Origin of the sequence: Romboutsia lituseburensis DSM 797 (assembly GCF_900103615.1) — a bacterium.
Taxonomy (GTDB): Bacteria; Bacillota; Clostridia; order Peptostreptococcales; family Peptostreptococcaceae; genus Romboutsia_F; species Romboutsia_F lituseburensis.
The window spans coordinates 63,458-84,861 of record NZ_FNGW01000006.1 but is presented as its reverse complement, the minus strand read 5'-3'; the positions used below and the strand labels follow the sequence as shown (position 1 = coordinate 84,861).

Annotated in this window: 20 protein-coding genes and 1 other annotated feature; of the genes, 1 reads left to right on the top strand and 19 read right to left on the bottom strand. The window is 27.8% G+C overall.

Features of this window, described 5'->3' with window-relative positions; all coding sequences use genetic code 11:
- Nucleotides 1–233: 233 nt before the first annotated feature.
- Nucleotides 234–1,685, top strand: coding sequence for an aminoacyl-histidine dipeptidase (locus BLP75_RS12585; RefSeq protein ID WP_092726578.1), 1,452 nt, complete (start codon nt 234–236; stop codon nt 1,683–1,685).
- 77 nt (nt 1,686–1,762) lie between these two features.
- Here BLP75_RS12585 and BLP75_RS12580 read toward each other — a convergent pair whose 3' ends face one another.
- From BLP75_RS12580 to infC, 19 genes are all read right to left on the bottom strand, one after another.
- Nucleotides 1,763–2,989: a DUF4179 domain-containing protein gene (locus BLP75_RS12580; RefSeq protein WP_170139193.1), complete on the bottom strand. Its 1,227-nt coding sequence runs from the start codon at nt 2,987–2,989 to the stop codon at nt 1,763–1,765.
- Nucleotides 2,990–3,003: 14 nt separating this feature from the next.
- Nucleotides 3,004–3,525 carry a sigma-70 family RNA polymerase sigma factor gene (locus BLP75_RS12575; RefSeq protein WP_092726575.1) on the bottom strand — a complete coding sequence of 174 codons (522 nt, stop codon included), beginning with the start codon at nt 3,523–3,525 and terminating at the stop codon, nt 3,004–3,006.
- A gap of 154 nt (nt 3,526–3,679) precedes the next feature.
- Nucleotides 3,680–4,600: a GNAT family N-acetyltransferase gene (locus BLP75_RS12570; protein ID WP_092726574.1), complete on the bottom strand. Its 921-nt coding sequence runs from the start codon at nt 4,598–4,600 to the stop codon at nt 3,680–3,682.
- Nucleotides 4,601–4,673: 73 nt separating this feature from the next.
- On the bottom strand, nt 4,674–5,081 hold the full coding sequence (locus BLP75_RS12565; protein WP_092726572.1) for a DUF3887 domain-containing protein: 408 nt from the start codon (nt 5,079–5,081) through the stop codon (nt 4,674–4,676).
- Between the two features lie 17 nt (nt 5,082–5,098).
- Entirely contained in the window at nt 5,099–5,911 is an 813-nt protein-coding gene (locus tag BLP75_RS12560) for a YhfC family intramembrane metalloprotease (protein ID WP_092726571.1), read from the bottom strand.
- 14 nt (nt 5,912–5,925) lie between these two features.
- Complete coding sequence (locus BLP75_RS12555) at nt 5,926–7,146, bottom strand: sensor histidine kinase (RefSeq protein WP_170139195.1); 1,221 nt, start codon at nt 7,144–7,146, stop codon at nt 5,926–5,928.
- A 90-nt stretch (nt 7,147–7,236) separates the two neighbouring features.
- Nucleotides 7,237–7,953 carry a LytR/AlgR family response regulator transcription factor gene (locus BLP75_RS12550; RefSeq protein ID WP_092726568.1) on the bottom strand — a complete coding sequence of 239 codons (717 nt, stop codon included), beginning with the start codon at nt 7,951–7,953 and terminating at the stop codon, nt 7,237–7,239.
- A 199-nt stretch (nt 7,954–8,152) separates the two neighbouring features.
- Complete coding sequence (locus BLP75_RS12545) at nt 8,153–9,286, bottom strand: XRE family transcriptional regulator (protein ID WP_092726567.1); 1,134 nt, start codon at nt 9,284–9,286, stop codon at nt 8,153–8,155.
- A gap of 198 nt (nt 9,287–9,484) precedes the next feature.
- Nucleotides 9,485–10,057: an HD domain-containing protein gene (locus tag BLP75_RS12540; protein ID WP_092726565.1), complete on the bottom strand. Its 573-nt coding sequence runs from the start codon at nt 10,055–10,057 to the stop codon at nt 9,485–9,487.
- A gap of 33 nt (nt 10,058–10,090) precedes the next feature.
- Complete coding sequence (locus tag BLP75_RS12535; RefSeq protein ID WP_092726564.1) at nt 10,091–12,502, bottom strand: U32 family peptidase; 2,412 nt, start codon at nt 12,500–12,502, stop codon at nt 10,091–10,093.
- Nucleotides 12,503–12,596: 94 nt separating this feature from the next.
- A complete protein-coding gene (locus tag BLP75_RS12530; protein WP_092726562.1) occupies nt 12,597–13,196 on the bottom strand; it encodes a cell division protein ZapA in 600 nt (199 codons plus the stop codon).
- Between the two features lie 24 nt (nt 13,197–13,220).
- The gene (gene pheT, locus BLP75_RS12525) at nt 13,221–15,611 is read right to left on the bottom strand and encodes a phenylalanine--tRNA ligase subunit beta (RefSeq protein ID WP_092726561.1); all 2,391 of its coding nucleotides are present in this window, start codon (nt 15,609–15,611) and stop codon (nt 13,221–13,223) included.
- A gap of 16 nt (nt 15,612–15,627) precedes the next feature.
- Nucleotides 15,628–16,647: a phenylalanine--tRNA ligase subunit alpha gene (gene pheS / locus BLP75_RS12520; RefSeq protein WP_092726560.1), complete on the bottom strand. Its 1,020-nt coding sequence runs from the start codon at nt 16,645–16,647 to the stop codon at nt 15,628–15,630.
- A 49-nt stretch (nt 16,648–16,696) separates the two neighbouring features.
- Nucleotides 16,697–16,928 (bottom strand) — a binding site (T-box leader).
- A 52-nt stretch (nt 16,929–16,980) separates the two neighbouring features.
- Complete coding sequence (locus BLP75_RS12515) at nt 16,981–17,778, bottom strand: TrmH family RNA methyltransferase (protein ID WP_092726558.1); 798 nt, start codon at nt 17,776–17,778, stop codon at nt 16,981–16,983.
- A gap of 1 nt (nt 17,779) precedes the next feature.
- Complete coding sequence (locus BLP75_RS12510) at nt 17,780–18,451, bottom strand: potassium channel family protein (RefSeq protein WP_092726757.1); 672 nt, start codon at nt 18,449–18,451, stop codon at nt 17,780–17,782.
- Between the two features lie 60 nt (nt 18,452–18,511).
- Nucleotides 18,512–19,888 carry a TrkH family potassium uptake protein gene (locus BLP75_RS12505; protein WP_092726556.1) on the bottom strand — a complete coding sequence of 459 codons (1,377 nt, stop codon included), beginning with the start codon at nt 19,886–19,888 and terminating at the stop codon, nt 18,512–18,514.
- Nucleotides 19,889–20,227: 339 nt separating this feature from the next.
- A complete protein-coding gene (gene rplT / locus BLP75_RS12500) occupies nt 20,228–20,584 on the bottom strand; it encodes a 50S ribosomal protein L20 (protein WP_092726553.1) in 357 nt (118 codons plus the stop codon).
- 53 nt (nt 20,585–20,637) lie between these two features.
- Nucleotides 20,638–20,832 carry a 50S ribosomal protein L35 gene (rpmI, locus tag BLP75_RS12495; RefSeq protein ID WP_092726551.1) on the bottom strand — a complete coding sequence of 65 codons (195 nt, stop codon included), beginning with the start codon at nt 20,830–20,832 and terminating at the stop codon, nt 20,638–20,640.
- 27 nt (nt 20,833–20,859) lie between these two features.
- Nucleotides 20,860–21,351: a translation initiation factor IF-3 gene (gene infC / locus BLP75_RS12490; RefSeq protein WP_330385813.1), complete on the bottom strand. Its 492-nt coding sequence runs from the start codon at nt 21,349–21,351 to the stop codon at nt 20,860–20,862.
- Nucleotides 21,352–21,404 lie beyond the last annotated feature (53 nt).

Here is a 21,404-nt window from a genome sequence, read left to right as displayed (position 1 = left end):
TATATTTGTATTATACTATTTATGTAGCTATTTATATATTATACATAATCATAGTTTGTTTGTACTATAAAAACTTCTCTAAATTTTAACAAACTTGTTCTTGTATATTATTATAAAAATAGTATACTAATAATAAAATACATCATAAATTAGTAATATGTATTTTTTGTATATTATGCACTTAAAATAGTTGTCTTAATCTACTTTAATCATTAATAAAAGGAGTTGTATTTATGGAAAACGTATTAAAAGGCTTAAAACCAGAACTTGTATTAAATTACTTTGAGGAAATATCTCAAATACCTCGTGGTTCTGGAAATGAAAAAGCTATAAGCGATTATTTAAAATCATTTGGAGAAAAATTAGGTTTAGAAACAATCCAAGATGATGCCCTAAATATAGTAATAAGAAAACCTGCTACTAAAGGTTATGAAAATTGCCCTGGAGTAATACTTCAAGGACATATGGATATGGTATGTGAAAAAAATAAAGACACTCAACATGATTTCACTAAAGATCCTATAAAATTAAGAGTAGATGGCGATATGATATACGCAACAGGAACAACTCTTGGTGCTGACAACGGTATAGCAGTTGCTATGGGTATGGCAGTATTTGCATCTACAGATTTAGAACATCCTGCTTTAGAACTTTTAGTTACTACTGATGAAGAAGCTGGTATGACTGGAGCTATGGCTCTTGATGGTTCTATACTTAAAGGAGAATACATAATAAATCTTGATTCAGAAGAAGAAGGATTTTTACTTGTAAGTTGTGCTGGTGGAGTTACTGGCTGGACTAAATTAAATGCTGAATTTACTAATGCAGATGCTAATAAGCAAGCTTTATTAATTGAGGTAAAAGGTTTACTTGGTGGACATTCAGGTATGGATATAATAAAACAAAGAGCTAACTCTAATAGATTAATAGGTAGACTTTTAAATTTATTATGTGTTGACTTTGATTTAGCTAAAGTTGAAGGTGGATCTAAAAACAATGCAATCCCTCGTGAGTCTGAAGCTGTTATATTAGTTGATAAAAATGATGTAAACAAAGCTAAAGAATGCATACAAAAAATAGCTGCAGAATTTAAACATGAATTTAGTACTTCTGATCCAGGATTAGTTGTAGAATGTTTAGAAACTACTGCTGATAAAATACTTACTAAAGAATCTAAAGAAAATTATATAAAAGCAATAAATTTAATACCAAATGGAATACAAACTATGAGTATGGATATAGAAGATCTTGTTGAAAGTTCTACTAACGTAGGTGTTGTTAGAACTACTGACAACGAAATCACTTTTGAATGTGCTGTTAGAAGTTCTGTTGGTACTTTAAAAGAAGATATAACTAATAAAATGAACTTATTAGCAACTACTTTAGGTGGTAAATTTGAATTAGAAAGTGACTACCCAGCTTGGGAATACTGCAAAGGTTCTAAGTTAGAAGATATATGTGTTGATACTTATGAAAAATTAACTGGTAAAAAACCTGTTATAAAAGCTTTACATGCAGGACTTGAATGCGGATTATTATTAGACAAGATGCCTCATGCTCAAGCTATATCTCTTGGACCTAACATGTATGAAGTTCATACACCTAATGAGCATTTAAGTATTTCTTCTACTGAAAATACTTGGAACTACTTAGTTGCTATATTAAAATCTATGAATCAACATTAATATTTAATGTTTCTTGTAGAACATAAATAAAAAAATAGTAAGGAATATTCCTTACTATTTTTTTATTTTAAATTAATTTAATTTTTATGTTTTATAGTTATAGATTGATCATTAAATTTTTTTGTATGATTAAACTTTTTACCCCAATCCTCTATCACTGGTATTATTTTTATGTCTTTTATATTACTATTTAGCTCACCTTCAGCATATATAGATTCAGGATTGTAATTTAAATCTATACTATTTTTAACTTCTATATCTTCTCCTTTTTCACCTTTTACAATAAACTCTAAGAACTTAGGGTCATGTCTTCCATCTTTATTTATATTTTTATTAACTTTAAAGCTATGTTTAATTTTTATTTTAGTAGGTGATACTCTTACTTCTTCTATAGATACATCTATATCAGTATATCTATCTTTTATTTTTAGCTTTTTATTAACATTATAAATATCAATATCATCAATTAGTTTTTTAGCATTTATAGTAGTTTTAAAATTCCAATTCCCTAATATATTTATATTTCTCGTTTCAAAAGACTCTCCTGTATCTGCATTTACACCTCCACCTTTAACGTCACTTTCCTCTACATATTCTGGAGTATTTTTTAATTTAGCATCTTTATTTAATGTATATCCAATCTTATCTATATCAATTTTTATATCATAGTTTTTATTTATATCTAGGTTATTTGTTAAATCAAATTTTTCTACATCTGGTTCTCCATCATTATTTTCATCTAGATTATCTAATTTACAAGTTAATAACATATTTTTAGAATTATCATCATTAGCTTCTCCACTCATAGCTCCACCAGTATTCGTAAATATCAAATCTCCTATTTGAATTTTCGGCTCATATAACTCTGGCCATGTATCTTCAGATTCATCTATACCTAAATAAGCCTTATCTAATTTACTATCATCAACTTTTAAGCTTAGTAGTAACTCTCCATCTCCAAGCATTATTTCTTTTAATTCTATTTCTATACCTTTATCCTCAACTACTTGATTTAATTCTACTTTATACCCATTAAATGTATTATCTTCTCTATTAAAAAAATATTCTATTTGTTTTCCTATATTTCTTATATATGCTAAACTCGGTTCACTTACGATAACCATAGAACCTATTAATATCCCAATACTAGCAATTGCCATTTTCTTTTTATTATTAGATACCTTATTTTCTCTTATTTTATTTTTCATTTTATTTTTAAATTCATCATTGTTATCAAATTTTATTTCATCATATTTATCTGTCTCTATTTTTATATCATTAAAAATATCAAATTTATTTTTCATATATATCACCATCCTTATTTAGATATACTCTCTCTAATTTTCTTTCTACCTCTAGATAGTCTGTTATACAGATTAGATACTTTTGTATTGTTTTTAATAGCTATCTCTTCTAGGTCTTCTCCTTCTAAATAATGTTTTATAAACAATTCTTTATCTCTTTCATTTAAATGACTTAGTATTTCTTTTATTTCTTCATCTATTTCTGATTTAATTAACTCTTTATCTATGTAACATATATCTTTGCTTATATCTACTGTTTCTAACTTAGATAAATATTTTCTTTTATAATCTATTGCTTTATATTTTGAGATTGCGCAAACCCAATTTTTAAATGAATTTTTATTTTTATCAAAGCTTTTTATATTATTCCATACAGATAAAAATACATCACTTACACACTCTTCCTCATAATTTTTCAATCCCCCTAAATGTTTCCTAACTACCGATGTTATAAGCCCTCTATACTTATCTATAACCATTTCCATTCCAACTTCTTTTTTCTTTTTAATATATTTGATTATTAATTCATCCTCCAAAATTATTCCTCCTTATCTTGTAAAAGCTTTTACATTAACTATTACGTAACTTATATATAAATCCTATCAATAATTTTATAATTTTTTATATTTATATTTATGCGCAAAAAAACAGAGCCTCAGTATGTAAAACTCTGTTTTTATATCTGCAATTTTATAATTTACCCCAGTGACCCATAACATGGCTTATTTTAAAGCCTCTTTTTTGATACATCTTGTATGCTACTTGATTTTGTTCTATTACAATTAATGAAATTTCTTTAGCTTTATTATCTACTAAAAACTGAATCGCAGTTTCCAATAATCTTTTGCCATATCCTTTTTTTCTATATTCCTTGCATAATCCTATATCAAATATGCCTCTTTCATTTTCAATTGTAGCTTCCATAAATCCTATTTCTAAATCATCGTCACATACAATAAATTTATATTCTAATTTATTATTTTCTTTATAATCATTTAAAAATTTATCAATAACCTCTATATTAGCAATAGTTCCATGGGGCATGTCCGAAAAAGATTTATTGTATATTTCAATATATCTATTTTTATTATCTTTGTTTAATGGCTTTATCTCTAATATTTCATGTATTTTACCAACTTCATTTAATTTCATTTCTAAAGATCTATATTCTATTTTTAATTTTATTCTTTCAGCTATCTTGATAATTTCTCCATCACTTATCCCAATTCTAATATCCTCAGCTCCATAACTTTTTACTATAGATGATCCATATTTTATTAGTTGTTCTAATATGATATCTATATTTCTTATTTCTTTGTTTATACTTACCTTATGTATATATGCTGTCTTTAATTGTTTAGCAACTTCGAGTACTATGCATAAACTTGCTACTACTTCAGTTTCTATAAAATAAAATAATACCCCTTTTCCATAATCATGTATCTTTTCATTAAATATTTCATTCATTTGATCAATTGAATTTACCAAGTTTGTTTCTAGTTTCATAAATTCATATACTTTTTTTATTTCTTGTTCGTTTAAATCGCTGTATGATTTTATCAATTCTATTCTCCCCTTTATAAAAAAATCTCTTCGCTCCTGTCGCAACATAAAAACGCCCCTATACTATATTCATTAAATTATAGCATAAGGGAGTTAATTATAGCATTTATTTACTTTTATCTTACTTTATTATATATAATCCTTCTAACTTCATATCTTTGTTATAAGTTATTTTAAACTGAGCTTTACCTTTTTCACATTTTATAATCTCTACTACAGTAGCCATTTCTTGATTATCATCATTATTTCCAACAACACCTTCTTTATTGATAGAGTCAAATTTTCCTATTGTGTTTTGTATTGGTTCCCATACTTCTTTTAATTGTTCTTCTGTAATTGCGGCTTTCAGTTTATCGCTCATCTTATCTACTACACTTTCATAATCATTATTACAAAACATCTGAACTATACTTTGAGCATCAGCCTTTAATGCTGCTTCATCAAAATCCTCACTTAGCTTAGAACTACTACAACCTACTAATATACCTCCAACTAAAAATGTTAATAAGAATACTTTTAATTTATTCATATCTATTCCCCCTTTACTTATCTTCCTTTTTTATTATAAAATTTAAAATCAGTTTCCTTTTTATATAATTTTTTAGAATATAATATAAATACGCCTAGTACTAGTGCACAAATAAAAATATATATTTCTAATCCTATTGTTCCTACGTTAAATAATTGTGGTAATATTACTATAGGTGCATTAACTAATGTATGTATTAATATGGCAACAAACAAATATATAATCTTTCTATTTCTAACTCCATATAAAACAATTAAAGAAAGACCAATCTGTATTATCATTGCAAATATTCTTTCTATACCTCCCAGTAATGCTGATGTCGATGTTAAGTTAATACATTGATTGTATAAAACTTGACCTGTTACTGTACTAGATGAACTTATTAAAGCATCAAAGGTTCCATTATTTATCATAATACAGCCTACTAAAAGATTTAAACATGATACACCTGTTATTAATAATGCCTCTATGCCTCCATGCCCGAATCCATAATAAATACCATCTATCCATTGATAATTTTTCTTTAAAATATATTTAAATGCTATAAATCTTCCAACTTCTTCAAATATACCTGCGGTTAATCCTAAAAAAATTCCATATAAATATGGATTGTTAGATATCTTTATAAACCACATCATATTAGGAAGTACATATGTTAGTATTGGAATTCTAATTAAAATTTGTGATATAAAAAATACTAAAGACCCTACAATAAATGACTTTGGAACTCTCTTATCTTTTATTGTAAAATATACAAAGCTTCCTATTGAAACTAAAAAACATATCGCTATACTAATTGATAAACTTATTATTATATCTTGTGATATCATAACCTACCTCCAATTTATATTGGTATTACAATATTTACTTTAAACTCATCTTCTTTATAGTCTATCAACATTGTTCCATCATATTTTTCTAAAGATTTTTTTATATTTTCAATACCTAAACCATTATGATTTTCTTTAGTTGATTTAAATTTTTTATTTTTATATATAGGTTTGTTAATTATAGAATTAGATATATTTATTACTAAAAGTTCATTAAATTTATTTATATCTAGCTTAATGTAAGCATTTTTATCTATTTCTAATGTAGCTTCAATGGCATTATCTAATAAGTTTGCAAATATTGTAGTTATATCTATATCTCTTATAAAACTTAAATCTACATCACCTATTCTACAAATCACATCTATATCTTTTTCTTTTATATAATCAAATTTATCATTTAAGATAATATTTAAAACTTTATTACTTGTATAATATCTTTGATTTAACTCATTTAACATTTTGTGTATGTCATTTGTATATTCTTTTGCTGAATTTGTATCATTTATTTTATACAATTCTTCTATTGTATATAAATGGTTCCTTATATCATGAGCAAGTTTTCTTGATCCTTGATACTTTTTCTCTAAGTTATCATAATATTTATACTGAAGCTCTGATTGCTGTTTATATAAATTAACTTCATTCTCTAGTATATTTTTTTTAGAAATGCTATCAAACATATAAGTGATATACACATTTATAATAAGTATCAATAATACATTAATATTCAGTATAATCGTATCTTCTATTCTAGAAAATATTTGTATGTAGCTAAATAAACTAAACATATATATAAGACTAAACAATTGTATAATTATAAATCCTAATGTTTGCATTATCGTTAATTTACTTGCATTTCTCCTATTTATAAATAATACTGCTAGTTTACAATATATAAATTCAATTAATCTTATTGAAATCACTAATACGATTTGATAATATGCTATATTTTGAATGTGTATATCTAATGCAGATATCGCTATCGTAATTATTCCAGTGGCAAGTATATCACATATAAACAAACACACAGAAAATGTAATATAATATATTTTATATTTTCTGGAGTTATTATAATAATAACTACCTACTAAAATAGTACCTATTGTTATTGTTACTAGATTCAACAATCCATTACCTAATAATGATATCGCTGAAACTATTATTGTAAAAATTAAATATACTAAAATATAAGTGCTTTTCTTTTTATAAATATTTTTTTCTACTTTTGCCATAAAATAAAAACATATATATGTAAAAAATATATTACCTAACATAGGTAACAAAACAAATGCAATTGTATTTATATAATTTTCTATATTCCTCTACCCCCTTTTGCTTTTTTCTATCTTATTACTTAGATAACTATTTAAATTGTGTCTAAATTGAGTAGATTTTTTCTGTGATAGTGGAATCAGACTTCCATCCATCATATGCACATCATATCCTTTTACTGATTTCACATTATAAAGACTTATAACAAAACTTTTATGAGGTATTGTAAAATTATACTCTTCCATTCTATTTGCAATATCTGATATTTTTTGTTTTATTGTATATGTATAATCTTTTGTCTTCATTAGTACTTTTCTTAGCTTATATTCAAAATAATATATGTCTTTTAAATTAATTCTAACTATACCTTCTGTGGTATTAAATTCTAAAACCTCATCTACTTCTTCATACATATATGATATTGCTTCGTTTATATGGTGATGTATATCTTTTTCTTCAAACGGTTTTAATATATATCCAAATGCATGTACCCCAAATGCTGAAGATGTATAGTCAGTATAATTAGTCACATATATTATTTTTACAAGTTTATCTTTTGCTCGTATTATTTTAGCTGTTTCTATTCCATTAATTCCTTTCATGTCAATATCTAAAAATAATATATCTAATTTAGAATAGTTTTCTATCAACTCCTCTCCACTACAATATGTTTCTATTGTAATTTCTTTATTTTTGTAATTTTCTATTATCTCTTTTGCTTTATTTAATACATTTTTTTCATCATCACATATAGCTATTTTTAACATTTATTTTTTCCTTTTTGGTAAATTTACTTAATTTCATTATATATTTAATAAGTTTGAGTATCAATAAACATGTGTAAAGTACAGTAAACTAGACATAACTTACAGTTTATTTAGTATTTGATTTAATTTAATCATAAAAATATTTAATAAAAAACCCACTTCATTTAAGATGATGTGGGGTTTTTATTAAATATTTATATTATTTTTTCTTTTTAAAGTTTACTTTTGTTACATTATCCCTTTTGTAACTATTTTTAGGAGATAACATTTTATCTTTTAATCCAAGTAAGTTTTCTATATCATCTGGATATAGATTTAATCCACAATTAGCTAAGTTATCCACTAATTCAGTTCCACTCATTATGTTATTATCTATTAACATTTCCACAGATTTTTTAAGTAATGCAGGATTTGTAGCTTTTATATTTTCATCTAAAGGCTCTTTCTTTAACCAGCCTTGCTTTTCCATTTCTCTCATCAAATACATGTACTTCTTATAGTTTATCACTTCTAATTGATATGCTCTTAATATCATTGCTGATATAGGAACTATCCATTTCTTTTTAAGCTCAACATAATCTTCTAATTCATGTGCTTTTCCTAAATCTTCAAAGAAAGTTTCTTTTGGTAATAAGAATGCACATGCAAATTCTTCTTTAGAAAATCTTTTAGATGGTATACCAGCTTCAACAGATACTATATATGCTAATTCATATGCTAGATCAAAGTTTCTTATTGTTGCTGATTTTCTATCATTACCTAAGCACACTAAATATCTAGAGTTTCTATCTATGCTTTGCTTTTGTGTAAAAGATACTGCACCTCTTTTTTCTACATTCATAGATGATATAGATATACCATTAACTTCTAATAAAGTTACCATATTTCCTATTGGTCCATCACCTAATCCCCAGTGTCTTCTCATTTTAGTTGCTAAGGTTTCCATATCATCATATTTACTTAAGTTATCTGGTAAGTTTATTGCTGGGAATTGTATATAACTTTCTATAAAAGATATTATTTTATGAGTCATAACAATCTTTTCTTTGTATGATATTTCTTCAACTCTTGGTATTGGTGATTCTGGTCTTATATGTGTATTTTCTATAGTTACTCTTATATCATCATTTTGGAAAAAGTATTCTTTTGGGAAGTTTAAAGTATTTGATAATTTCATTACATTTTCTACTACAGGTTTATATTTATCTTCTTCAAATGCAAGTATATCTTTTTTGTTTATTTTAGTTTCATTAGCTAAAACATCTATTGTTTTTCCTCTATACATTCTTGCTGTTTTTAATCTTTTTCCATTGAATATTTTTTTTCTACTCATATTATCTATCTCACTTTCACGTTTATGGTGTCCGACGCTTAAAATTCTTTTTTCATATCGCCAACAATATGAACCTCGATCTCGCTTCGGTTATATCCGTTTCTCAAAATTTAAAATGCCCTGGATACAATTAATACCCAGAGCATTATTCAACTTTATTATGTTGATAATAATATCATATTTAATTAATCTAGTCAATTATAGACCTAGTGTATCACTAATTCCTTGCATTGCCTCTAAAGATAATTTAGCAAATTCAGCAAAAGGAATTCCTAAGTCTTCTATACTTCTCATTGCATCTCTATTGGCTCCAGCGGCAAACTTCATTTCTTTCATTCGTTTCGTAACAGACTTAACTTTAACACTTGCTAATTTTTTATCTGGATATACAAGAGCTATTGCAGTTATAAATCCAGTTATAGGATCTGCTGCGTAGATCGCTTTATCCATTACACTTTCTCTTTTAATTCCATTTTCATCTTCATTATGAGCTTTTATTGCTTGATATATGTATTCATTTCCAAAATTTTCATTTTTTAAAATTTCTACTGTTTTTATTCCATGTAATCTTGATTCTTCTGCGTTATTTTTATAGTCTAATAAATCTGAATCTAAATCATGTAACAAGCCAGCCATAGCCCATTCATCAGTTTTTTGTGGCTCTAATTTTTCTCCCAATGCTTTCATTACAGCCTCTACTGCATAAGAATGTTTAATTAGATGCTCACTTTGCAAGTATTTATCTACTAGTTTAACAGCTTGATCTCTCATTGTTCCCAATACCTCCTGAATATACTTATATTTTTATTCTACACCTTTATAATAATGTCCTGCTGTTACACCTATTTTGTCTAACTCATTATAAAGTTTAGTAGCTTTAACACCTAGTCTATATTCATTTTTTAATACTTCTTGATATGCTTCTATCACTGCCTTAACCTGATCTTTTTCTTCTAATGTAAAGTCTAATCTGAATATATTTATTCCTATCTCATTTAGTTCCTGTAAATTATCTAACATACATGTTACCTTTGAGTTATATATAGTACTTCTACAGAATATGTCTTGTGAAATTCTATATTGTTCTTCTTTAAAGTCTTTTAAAGCATATGTACTTTGCTTACATATAGCAGCTCTTTTATCCTTTTTACAATCACGAACTATAACACCCATTGGACAATATTCTGTTATCATAAGTGGAGTATATCCATAAACTACAGCTTCTATATTGATATCTGTATATTTTAATGTTTCTTTTATCTCATATATATTTAGCTCTTGAGATATGCATAAATTTTTAGCACCAATCTCTTTAAAATAATTTATAGTTTCACTATTAAATGCATTTAAATAATAGTCTATGTTTAATTCTTTATTTTTAAAATAATCTAAAGCTCCCCATATTCCAACTTGAACAGCTCCTACTCCAAGCTCATTTGCTTTTTCTAATTGTTTATATTCTTTATGCCTAATTATTCTAGGAGCTGAATAAATTACCTTCGCGTTAAACTTCATACCTAACTTTAGTGCTTCTTCTAATGTTATTACATCTTCATAATAAATAGTATCTATTCCACATTCTAGAGCACCTTGTAATTGCTCTAAATTTTTAACTTTAGCTGATATTTTTTCAGATTCTTCTCTTTTAACTTTAATTGGATTATATTTTAATTTTTTATTTTTATGATTTCTATTTTTTATTTTCACTCTTTCTTTATTTAATAATTCTATACAGTCTCTTCTCATTTGATTTAGTATACTTATTGGTAAACTAACATTGTCATCTAATATAATATCAGTATTTCTAAGCACATATGGTGTATTTCCAAGTTTTTGCATTTGTTGCTCTATTTTTTCTTTGTTTAAAGCAACTTTCATAGCTTCTTCTACTATTTTATCACCTTCAATAGTTACAGAATTGCCTTTTTCATCACTTAATGTAAGAATTGGATTTTTACCTAATTTTATAGTTACTTGAGCATCAATTATACTTTTAACAAGCTCTTTGTCTTGCTTAAATGTTGATTGAACTCTATCCATTAGCTCACTATCAGATGTTTTAAATACTACTTGTCCTCTTTTTGCTTCTCCAACAAAGTCTAACTCTATTAGCTCCCCTTTATATCCTATATTGTGAGGTTCTCCATTTTTTAATATTCTTCCTATTGTTCCTCCACCTAGGTTTATTCCATCACCTTTTTTAAGAGTATTTTCAAGCATTATTTTTAATCTTTTAGTTCTCTTATTGTGGTCTAGTACCTTTCCTATGTATAAACCTTGGTTGTTTGGTATTTCAGAATTCATTACATCTTTTCCTACTTCTCCAAGTAATAATCCTTTAGTAAACTTTCTATTAAATATAGTATATAAATCACTCATTGTTTCATCTGAAACATTTAATTTATTTGTATCTAAATACTCATTAATAGAATTTCTATAACTTCCAATTACAGTTGCTACATATTCTGGTCTTTTCATTCTTCCTTCTATTTTTAAAGAATGTACTCCAGCATCTATTACTTTATCTATTTCTTGAATTGTACTTAAATCTCTTGGACTTAATAAGTAATCTCCATTGCTATTTATTACTTCTCCACTATAAACATCTATTAGCTCATATTTTTGTCTACAAGGCTGAGCACATCTACCTCTATTTCCTGACCTATTTCCTATCATAGAACTCATTAGACATTGACCTGAATAACACACACATAGTGCACCGTGTACAAATACTTCTATATCTGCTTTACAATTATCACATATATACTTAATCTCATCTACCTTAACTTCTCTTGCTAAAACTACTCTATCAAATCCTACTGATTCTAAGTATTTAACATCTTCTAAAGAATGAGCTACCATCTGAGTACTTGCATGTATTTCAAAATCAGGTAATTCTGTTTTTATAAGCTTAGCCATTCCTATATCCTGAAGTATTATTGCATCTATATCTATGTCATATAAAAACTTAGCGTACTCAATAAAATCATGTATTTCATTTTGCTTTATTAAAGTATTTGCAGTTACAAATACCTGTACATCTCTTATATGTGCATACTTTACAGCTTCTCTTAATTCATCTCTATCAAAATTGTTCGCTGATGCTCTAGCACTAAAATCTTTACCACCTAAATAAACAGCATTTGCTCCATTTTGTACAGCAGCTTTTAATGCTTCAAACGACCCAACGGGTGCCAATAATTCTACGTCTCTCATTTTATCCTCCTTAAGGAATATTTATCCTAATATTTATAATATCCTTAAATATTAAAATTAAAACCTTCAGGTTCCCCTGAAGGCTTAATTTTTATTATTTCATTGCTCTAAGGTACTTAACCTCATTTTCAAGCTCAATTTTTTCTAACTGAATCTTATATGCATCATTTTGGAACTTAGATGATAGTTTTTGAGCAACTTCGGCTTTTTCTTCAGCCACTACAAGTTGTTCTTTAAGATCCTCTATTTGAGTCTTATAGTTCTCAACTTCACCATTAGAAGAACCAACTTTATTTCCTAATTCTTCTATTTGTTTCTTTTGCTCTTCTATCACTTTGTTTAAGTCCTCTATTTGTGCTTGGTAATCTTGTTCTTCTTTGTCTTTACTTTGAAGAGCAGCTTGTAAATTTCTCATTTCTATTTTAAGCTCTTCATCTGAATTTCCAACTTTTCTTTTTAATTCTTCATTTTCTTTTATTATATCTTCATTTTCTGTAGAGCATTCAAAGAATATATCTGCTATATTTATAGCTGATAATATAGCTGCCATTGATGCACTTAACTTAGGATTTGCTTCCATAACCCTAGTCATTTCTTTATCAACATATGATGCAACACTTAACATATGTTTTTCTGATTTTTCGCCCACCATCGGATATTCATTACCGTTGATTTTGACCATAACCTTATTCATACTAACACACACCCCTTACGTTAGCTAGTTTGATCTTAAGTTTGCGTTTAGTTTTTCACTTAACTCACTTAATATCTTATCGTGTACTTTTGCTACATCTTCATCTGTTAAAGTTTTTTCAGCACTTCTATATGTTATAGAGTAAGCTATAGACTTATGTCCTTCCTCTATTTGAGAACCTTTATAAACATCAAATAACTTGTAACTTTCTAATATATCAGATGCATTAGCCTTGATTATATCTTCTATTTGCTTAACAAACACTTCATCCTTAACTATTAATGCTATATCTCTAGATGTAGATGGGTATTTTGGTAATGCGCTATATCTCTTAACTAAAGTTATGTTTTCAAACACTAAATCTGCATTTATTTCTGCAACATAAACCCTTTGACCTAAGTTATAATTTTCTATAACGTCTGGATGTAATTCCCCAAAAGTACCTACACATATATTATTATACACTACTTTTGCACATCTTCCAGGATGGAATGTAGAGTTTGTAGTTTCTGATTCAATTTCATATCCTTTTAATCCTACATTGTTTAATATAGTTTCAACAATACCTTTTAATGAGAAGAAATCAACTTCTTTTCCATACATTCCTATGCAATATTTTTTAGTCTCTACTGGTAATCCATTTTGAGGAGTGAATGTATTTCCACATTCAAAAGCATAAGCTTCTTCTACTTTATGAGATACATTTGTAGCTAATACATTTAACATATTCGGAATTAATGTAGTTCTCATTACAGAAGTTTCTTCTCCTAATGGATTCATTATTTTTACAAAACTTCTTTTCTCATCATTTTCTGGTAAGTTTATTTTATCTACGCCTCTAGGACTTACAAATGAATATGTTAATATTTCATTTAATCCACATGCTATAGAGTTTTCTTTTATTTTATCCATGAATTTTTGATTTTCAGTTTTCACACCAGCTGTAGCATTTCCTTCTAAATCTGCTGCTGGTATATTTTCATATCCATATATTCTAGCTATCTCTTCTAATATATCTGCATCTTCAGTTATATCTAATCTGAAGCTTGGCACTTCTAATTCTAATTTATCAGAGCTTATTAAATTACATTTAAACTCTAATCTTTCTAATATGTTTATAAATTGATCCATAGATACATTAACACCTAATAATTTATTTATTCTTTGTGGGTTAACTGTTACCTTTTGAACTTCTTCTTTAGTTGGATAATAATCTAGCATTCCATTTAATACTGTACCACATCCTAATTCTTCAATTAACTGACAAGCTCTATTTACAGCCATTTCTGTTAAATTAACATCTATTCCTTTTTCAAATCTAGAAGATGCTTCAGTTCTTAATCCTAATTTCTTAGATGTAGCCCTTATATTTTCCTTAGCAAAGCTTGCTCCTTCTAAGAATATAGATGCTGTTTCATTTTTTATTTCTGAGTTTTCTCCACCCATTATACCAGCTAAGTCTAATGTCTTATCTTGGTTTCCTATTACTAGCATATCTGATGTTAATGTTCTTTCAACACCATCTAATGTAGTGAATTTTTCACCTTCTTCAGCTAATTTTACTATCATTTTATTGTATTTTATATCATCTAAATCAAATGCATGAAGAGGTTGACCAAGTTCTAACATAACATAGTTTGTTATATCCACTATATTGTTTATAGGTCTCATACCTGCTTCTATAAGTCTTCTTTGCATCCAGTATGGAGATGGTCCAACTTTAACATCTTTTACAACTTTACCACAGTATCTCTTACATAAGTCAGTTTGGATATCTATCTCAAATTGCATTTCTTCGTCTGATCCATTAACTTTTATCTCTGGGAATTTTAAATCTGTTCCTAAAGTAACAGCAGCTTCTCTAGCTATACCTATTATTGATCTACAATCTGGTCTGTTTGAAGTTATTTCAAATTCTATTAATGCATCATTAATACCTAATACATCTCTAACATCCATCCCTAATTCAAATGAATCTTGATGATCTAATATGTATATTCCATCTTTTTTATGCTCTTCAACATATTGATCTGGTATAGTTAATTCTTCTGCACCACAGAACATTCCTTCTGATAATACTCCTCTTAACTTACCTTTTTTTATTTTGAAGTCTCCTGGAAGTACTGCACCTATTCTAGCAACAGGAACATAATCTCCAACTTTTATATTAGTTGCATTTGTTACTATTTGAAGTACTTCACCATTTGCTACTTCTACCTTTGTAACTTTTAATCTATCTGCATCTGGATGTTGTTCTATTTCTAGTATTTTACATACTTCAACTCCATTTGTTTCTTTTCCGTAGAATTCTACTGCTTCAACTTTTGATCCTGTCATAGTCATCATATCAGCAAATTCTTGTGTTTCTTTATCTATATTTACATAGTCTCTAAGCCATTTTACAGGTACTAACATATTAAACTCCTCCTAATTAAAATTGAGCTAAAAATCTCATATCATTTTCGAATAATAATCTTATATCATCTATTTCATATTTAAGCATTGTTATTCTGTCTAATCCCATACCGAATGCAAATCCGCTATAAACTTCTGGGTCTATTCCACAGTTTCTAAGTACATTTGGATGTACCATACCTGCACCTAATATTTCTATCCATCCTTCACCTTTACACATAGAACATCCTGCACCTTCACATTTGAAACAAGTAACATCTACTTCTGCACTTGGTTCTGTGAATGGGAAGTTATGTGGTCTGAATTTAGTTTTTGTATGTTCTCCGAATAACTTTTTAACGAACATATTTAGTGTTCCTTTTAATTGAGCCATTGTTACATCTTTTCCGACAACTAATCCTTCTATTTGATGGAACATCGGTGAATGTGTAGCATCTGGTGCATCAAATCTGAAACATCTACCTGGAGATATTATTTTTATTGGTAATTCTTGACTCTTCATAGTTCTAACTTGAACTGGAGAAGTTTGAGTTCTAAGTAATAACTCACTATTAATGTAGAATGTATCACTCATATCTCTTGATGGATGGTCTTTAGGAGCATTTAATGAATCAAAGTTATTCTCAACCGTTTCAACTTCTGGTCCTTCTGCTATACTGAATCCCATTCCCATAAATATTTCGCTTACTTCGTCTGTTATTTGAGATATAGGATGTTTTTTACCTACTTTAACAGCTTTAGCTGGCATAGTAACATCTATAATTTCTTCAGCTAATTTCTTTTGTTTTTCTATAGATTTTAATTCTTCTTTTTTAGAAGATATACTTCCTTCTATAGATTCTCTAACCTTGTTGGCAACTTGACCTATAACTGGTCTTTCTTCAGCTGATAACTTACCCATTTCTTTAAGTATTGCTGTTATTTCACCTTTTTTACCTAAATATTTAACTCTTAGGCTTTCTACAACTTCTATACTTGAAGTTTCTTTAATTTCATTTAAAGCAGCTTCTTGTAAATTAAGTAATTTTTCTTGCACTATTTTTCACCCTTTCATTTTTTATATTAAAAAAAGCCCTTCATCCCTATCTAGGGACGAAAGGCTATAGTTTCGCGGTACCACCCTAGTAGCTTAATAATAAAAAATTATTAAACCACCTCGAATAAACTTAACGCGTTTTGACGTTAAAGCCTACTGAAAATTTCAGCTTTAATACTCCAGAGGGAACTTCTTTTGAATTCTTAGAAAGTACTTTCAGCCTAGGTACTTATCTCTGAGCTAAGTTAAATCAAAATACTTTTCTCTTTCATAGTATGTAAAAATATGTTTTTCATATAATTATACCATACATAATACAATTTTTACAATATGCTAAACTAGGTATTTCTTTATTTCATACATCAGAATTGCAGAACTTATTGCTGCATTTAAAGATTCTGCTTTTCCGTATATAGGTATTTTAACCAGTACATCTGATTTTGATACTAATTCTTCATTTATACCATTTGCTTCATTTCCTATAACTAATGCTGTTTTGTAATTATACTCTACAGTATTATAATAGTTGTTTGTATCTAAATAGCTTGATACTATATCAAAATTCTTTAATTTAAGAACTCTTAGTGCCTCTTCTTGAGTTGTGTGTATTATATTCATATCAAATATTGAACCCATAGTTGATCTTATAACTTTAGGATTGTATACATCAACACACCCTTTTAAAGCCACTATTGCATCTACTCCCGCTGCATCTGCAGTTCTTATTATAGTTCCCATATTACCAGGATCTTGTATTCTATCTAATATAAGAACAAATCTATTTTCATCAGTCAAGTTTTCTTCTAGAGTTTTAGGCTTAAATTTAACTACACCTAAAATACCTTGAGTATTTTCCGTATCTATTAAGTCATCAAATATTTTATTTGTAGTTTTATATGTTTTTATATTTTTTGCTTTTAATATTTCTAAAAAATTTACATGTTCTTCTTTTTTTTCAAAGTCTTCATTTATAAAAACATATTCTAAATTTGCATTACATTCTATAGCAAGAGTTAGAATTCTATACCCCTCTATTATAAACTTTGATTCTTTATTTCTATTTTTTGTTTTTAATAATGATTTTGTATATTTTATTTTTTCATTATCTTTAGCTGTTATCATTATAGACATGCTACTTTCTCCTAATTAAATCTTTATTTTCTGAAGCAATGCTGCTTATATTTCCATTTTGCCCAATTACGACTAAAATACTACCTGATTTTAATTCCTCATCTGGAGCTGGAGTAACATTTATGCTTTTTCCTGTCTTTATAGCTAAAACTGTTATTTCATATCTAGCCCTTAATTCTAGATCTACTAATGTCTTTCCTACCCAACTTGTAGGTGTTACTATCTCTACTATCGAATATTCTGGGTCTAGTTCTATATGATCTAGTATATTATCTGAAACTAAATTATGAGCAACTCTAACTCCCATGTCTCTTTCCGGAAAGACTACTCTATCTGCTCCTATTTTATAAAGAACTTTAGCCTGTAGCTCATCTTTAGCCTTACATACAATTTGAGATACACCCATTTCTTTTGCTATTAAAGTAGCCATTATTGATGCTCTAATATCTGAACCTATTGCAACTATTGCAACATCAAAATTTCCTAAACCTAGTGATCTTAGTGACTGCTCATCTGTAACATCAACTATAGCTGCATGAGTAACCTTATCTGCTATATTTTGAATTACTTCTTCACCTTTATCTATTGCCATAACTTGATGTCCTAAAAGATGCATAGTTGTTGCTACTGATGCTCCAAATCTACCGCATCCTATGACTATATATTGTTTCATTTCTTTCTTCCTCTCCATCTAAAATTTATCTCCAATATTACTAATTATATATGCTTCTGATTATCCAACTATTATTTTTCCTTCTGGATATCTTATTGGTGGATTTTTCTTTATTCCTCTAGATGATAGTGCCATAAATATAGTTAATGATCCAACTCTTCCCATAAACATAAATAGTATTATAAACATCTTTCCTAATGTACTTAATGTTGGACTTCCTCCTATACTTGACCCAACTGTAGCAAATGCTGAAACAACTTCAAACCCAGCCTCGACTAATGTGAAGTTTGGAGATGTAACAGATATAATCAATGTTCCAAATACAACAACTACTATACCAATAAAGAAAATACCTAATGATTTTCTTACTGTTGATGTACTTAATCTTCTTTCATAAACTTCTATATCTTCTTTTCCAAGTATAAAAGATTTAACAGTAATAAGTAATGTTGCTAAAGTAGTTGTTTTGATTCCTCCTCCAGTTGATGCAGGAGATGCACCTATAAACATTAGTATTATAAAAACAAATATACTACTCTGATGTAGAAGTGCTAAGTCAACTGTATTAAATCCAGCAGTTCTTGTTGTAACTGATTGGAATAATGATGCTAGTAATTTTCCTCCCATGTCTAATGGTCCTAATGTTTTTGGATTATTATATTCTAATGATAGTATAAATAACATTCCCCCAACCACTAATAAAGCAGTTGTAAATATTACTACTCTTGAATGTAGATTTAATTTAGAAATTTTTCTATTTTTAATAACATCTAATATAACAGGGAATCCTAGTCCTCCAAATATTATTAAACTAGATATAGTTAATGTAATAGTATAATTATCTACATAGCTTGTAAGTGATGTAAATGGACCTGAAACATTTCCCATTAAATCAAACCCCGCATTACAAAATGCAGATATTGCATGAAATATACTATACCAAAGGCCTCTTGCTAAACCAAATTGTGGTATGAATACCGTAGATAAAAGAATCGCACCTATACCTTCTATTGTAAAAGTCATTAATAAAACATATCTAGTTAATTTTACTAGACCAGATAAATCTATTTGGTTTAATGACTCTTGTAGTAAAAGTCTTTCTCTTAAATTTATTCTCTTTTTAGTTATTAAGGCAAATAAGGTAGTTATAGTCATAAATCCAAGTCCACCAATTTGTATTAATGTAATTATAACCAACTGCCCAAATCCATTCCAGTATGTGGCCGTATCTACCATGATTAATCCAGTAACACAGACCGCTGATGTAGATGTGAATAATGCATTTAAGAATCCTATACTTTCTCCACTTTGAGTTGATATTGGTAAAGTTAATAAAACAGCACCTATAAATATAACCATAGCAAAGCCCATGACCATTATTTGTGTAGGTTGTCTTTTATGTATGAAACTACCAATTTTGTTAAATATAGTTCCCATCTAACCTTAGGCCTCCTTCATAATTTATGAAATTTTAATTATTTTTTGTTATTTAATGAGTCTTTATAACATTATTATATTATATTCCAAAAGCTATTTAAAAACAATAAGGTGAAGAAGTTATTTAGTTAAATTTATGTTAGAAATGCTTTATCATGTTATACAAAATATTATTTACCCAAATACAATTTTAAATTCTAATGTGTTTTAATTTACTTATATATAGATAAGTAGTACAACTAAAGAATAAAAATTAGTTTTTTAAATTGTATTTTTTAATCTATATAACAAAAAAAGCCTTTGAATTTTCATTCAAAGACTTTAAATATCACTTTATGATTAAGCTAATTTTGACTTAGCAACTTCTACTAATTTAGCGAAACCTTGTGGATCGTTTATAGCCATTTCAGATAACATCTTTCTGTTAACTTCAACACCTGCTAATTTTAATCCGTTCATGAATCTTGAGTATGATAATCCATGAGCTCTAGTTCCAGCGTTTATTCTTTGTATCCAAAGTTTTCTGAAGTCTCTCTTCTTTAACTTTCTACCTATATATGCGTTCTTTAACGCCTTCATTACGAATGTATTAGCTGGTCTATATAATTTGCTTCTTGATCCTCTGTATCCTTTTGCAAGTTTTAACACTTTTTTATGTTTCTTACGAGCGTTCATAGCTTTTTTAACTCTTGCCATCGTTATGACCTCCTTTGTTTTCCTCTTTAATGTTATTTATTTTAATCCGATTTTTAGTATGGTAATAATTGTGCTATTCTTCTAGCATCTCCTGCAGTAACTATTCCAGATTTTCTTAATTGCATCTTAGTTTTAGCATCCTTCTTAGTTAGTATGTGTCTTCTGAAAGCTTTTGATCTCTTTAACTTTCCAGTTCCTGTCTTCTTGAATCTTTTAGCAGCACCTCTATGAGTTTTCATTTTAGGCATGTTAAGTTCCTCCTCTCAGTTAATCATCTATTTTTTTGGATCTATCATTACAACCATGCTATTACCCTCAAATGCAGGGGCTTTTGTTGGTTCACCAAACTCTTTTACTATATCTATAAACTTAAGCATTACTTCTTTACCAATGTCTTTATGTCCTAATTCTCTACCTCTGAATCTAAGCTCAACTTTAACTTTATCTCCTTTTTTAAGGAACTTTATAGCATTATTAGCCTTAGTGTTTAAGTCGTTTGCTTCTATACCTGGTCTAAGTCTAACTTCTTTAATAGTTACAGTTTTTTGATTCTTTCTAGCTTCTTTTTCTTTTCTAGATTGTTCATACTTATGCTTTCCGTAGTCCATTATTTTACATACTGGTGGAGCAGCATTAGGTGATATCATTACTAAATCTAAATTTTTATTGTTAGCCATTATTTGAGCGTCTTTAGCGGCCATTATTCCTAGCTGTTCACCGCTATCTGAGATAACTCTTATTTCTTTATCTCTTATTTGATCATTGATTGCTAATTCTTTGCTAATAGTAGGACACCTCCAAATTTTTTTATATATACAAA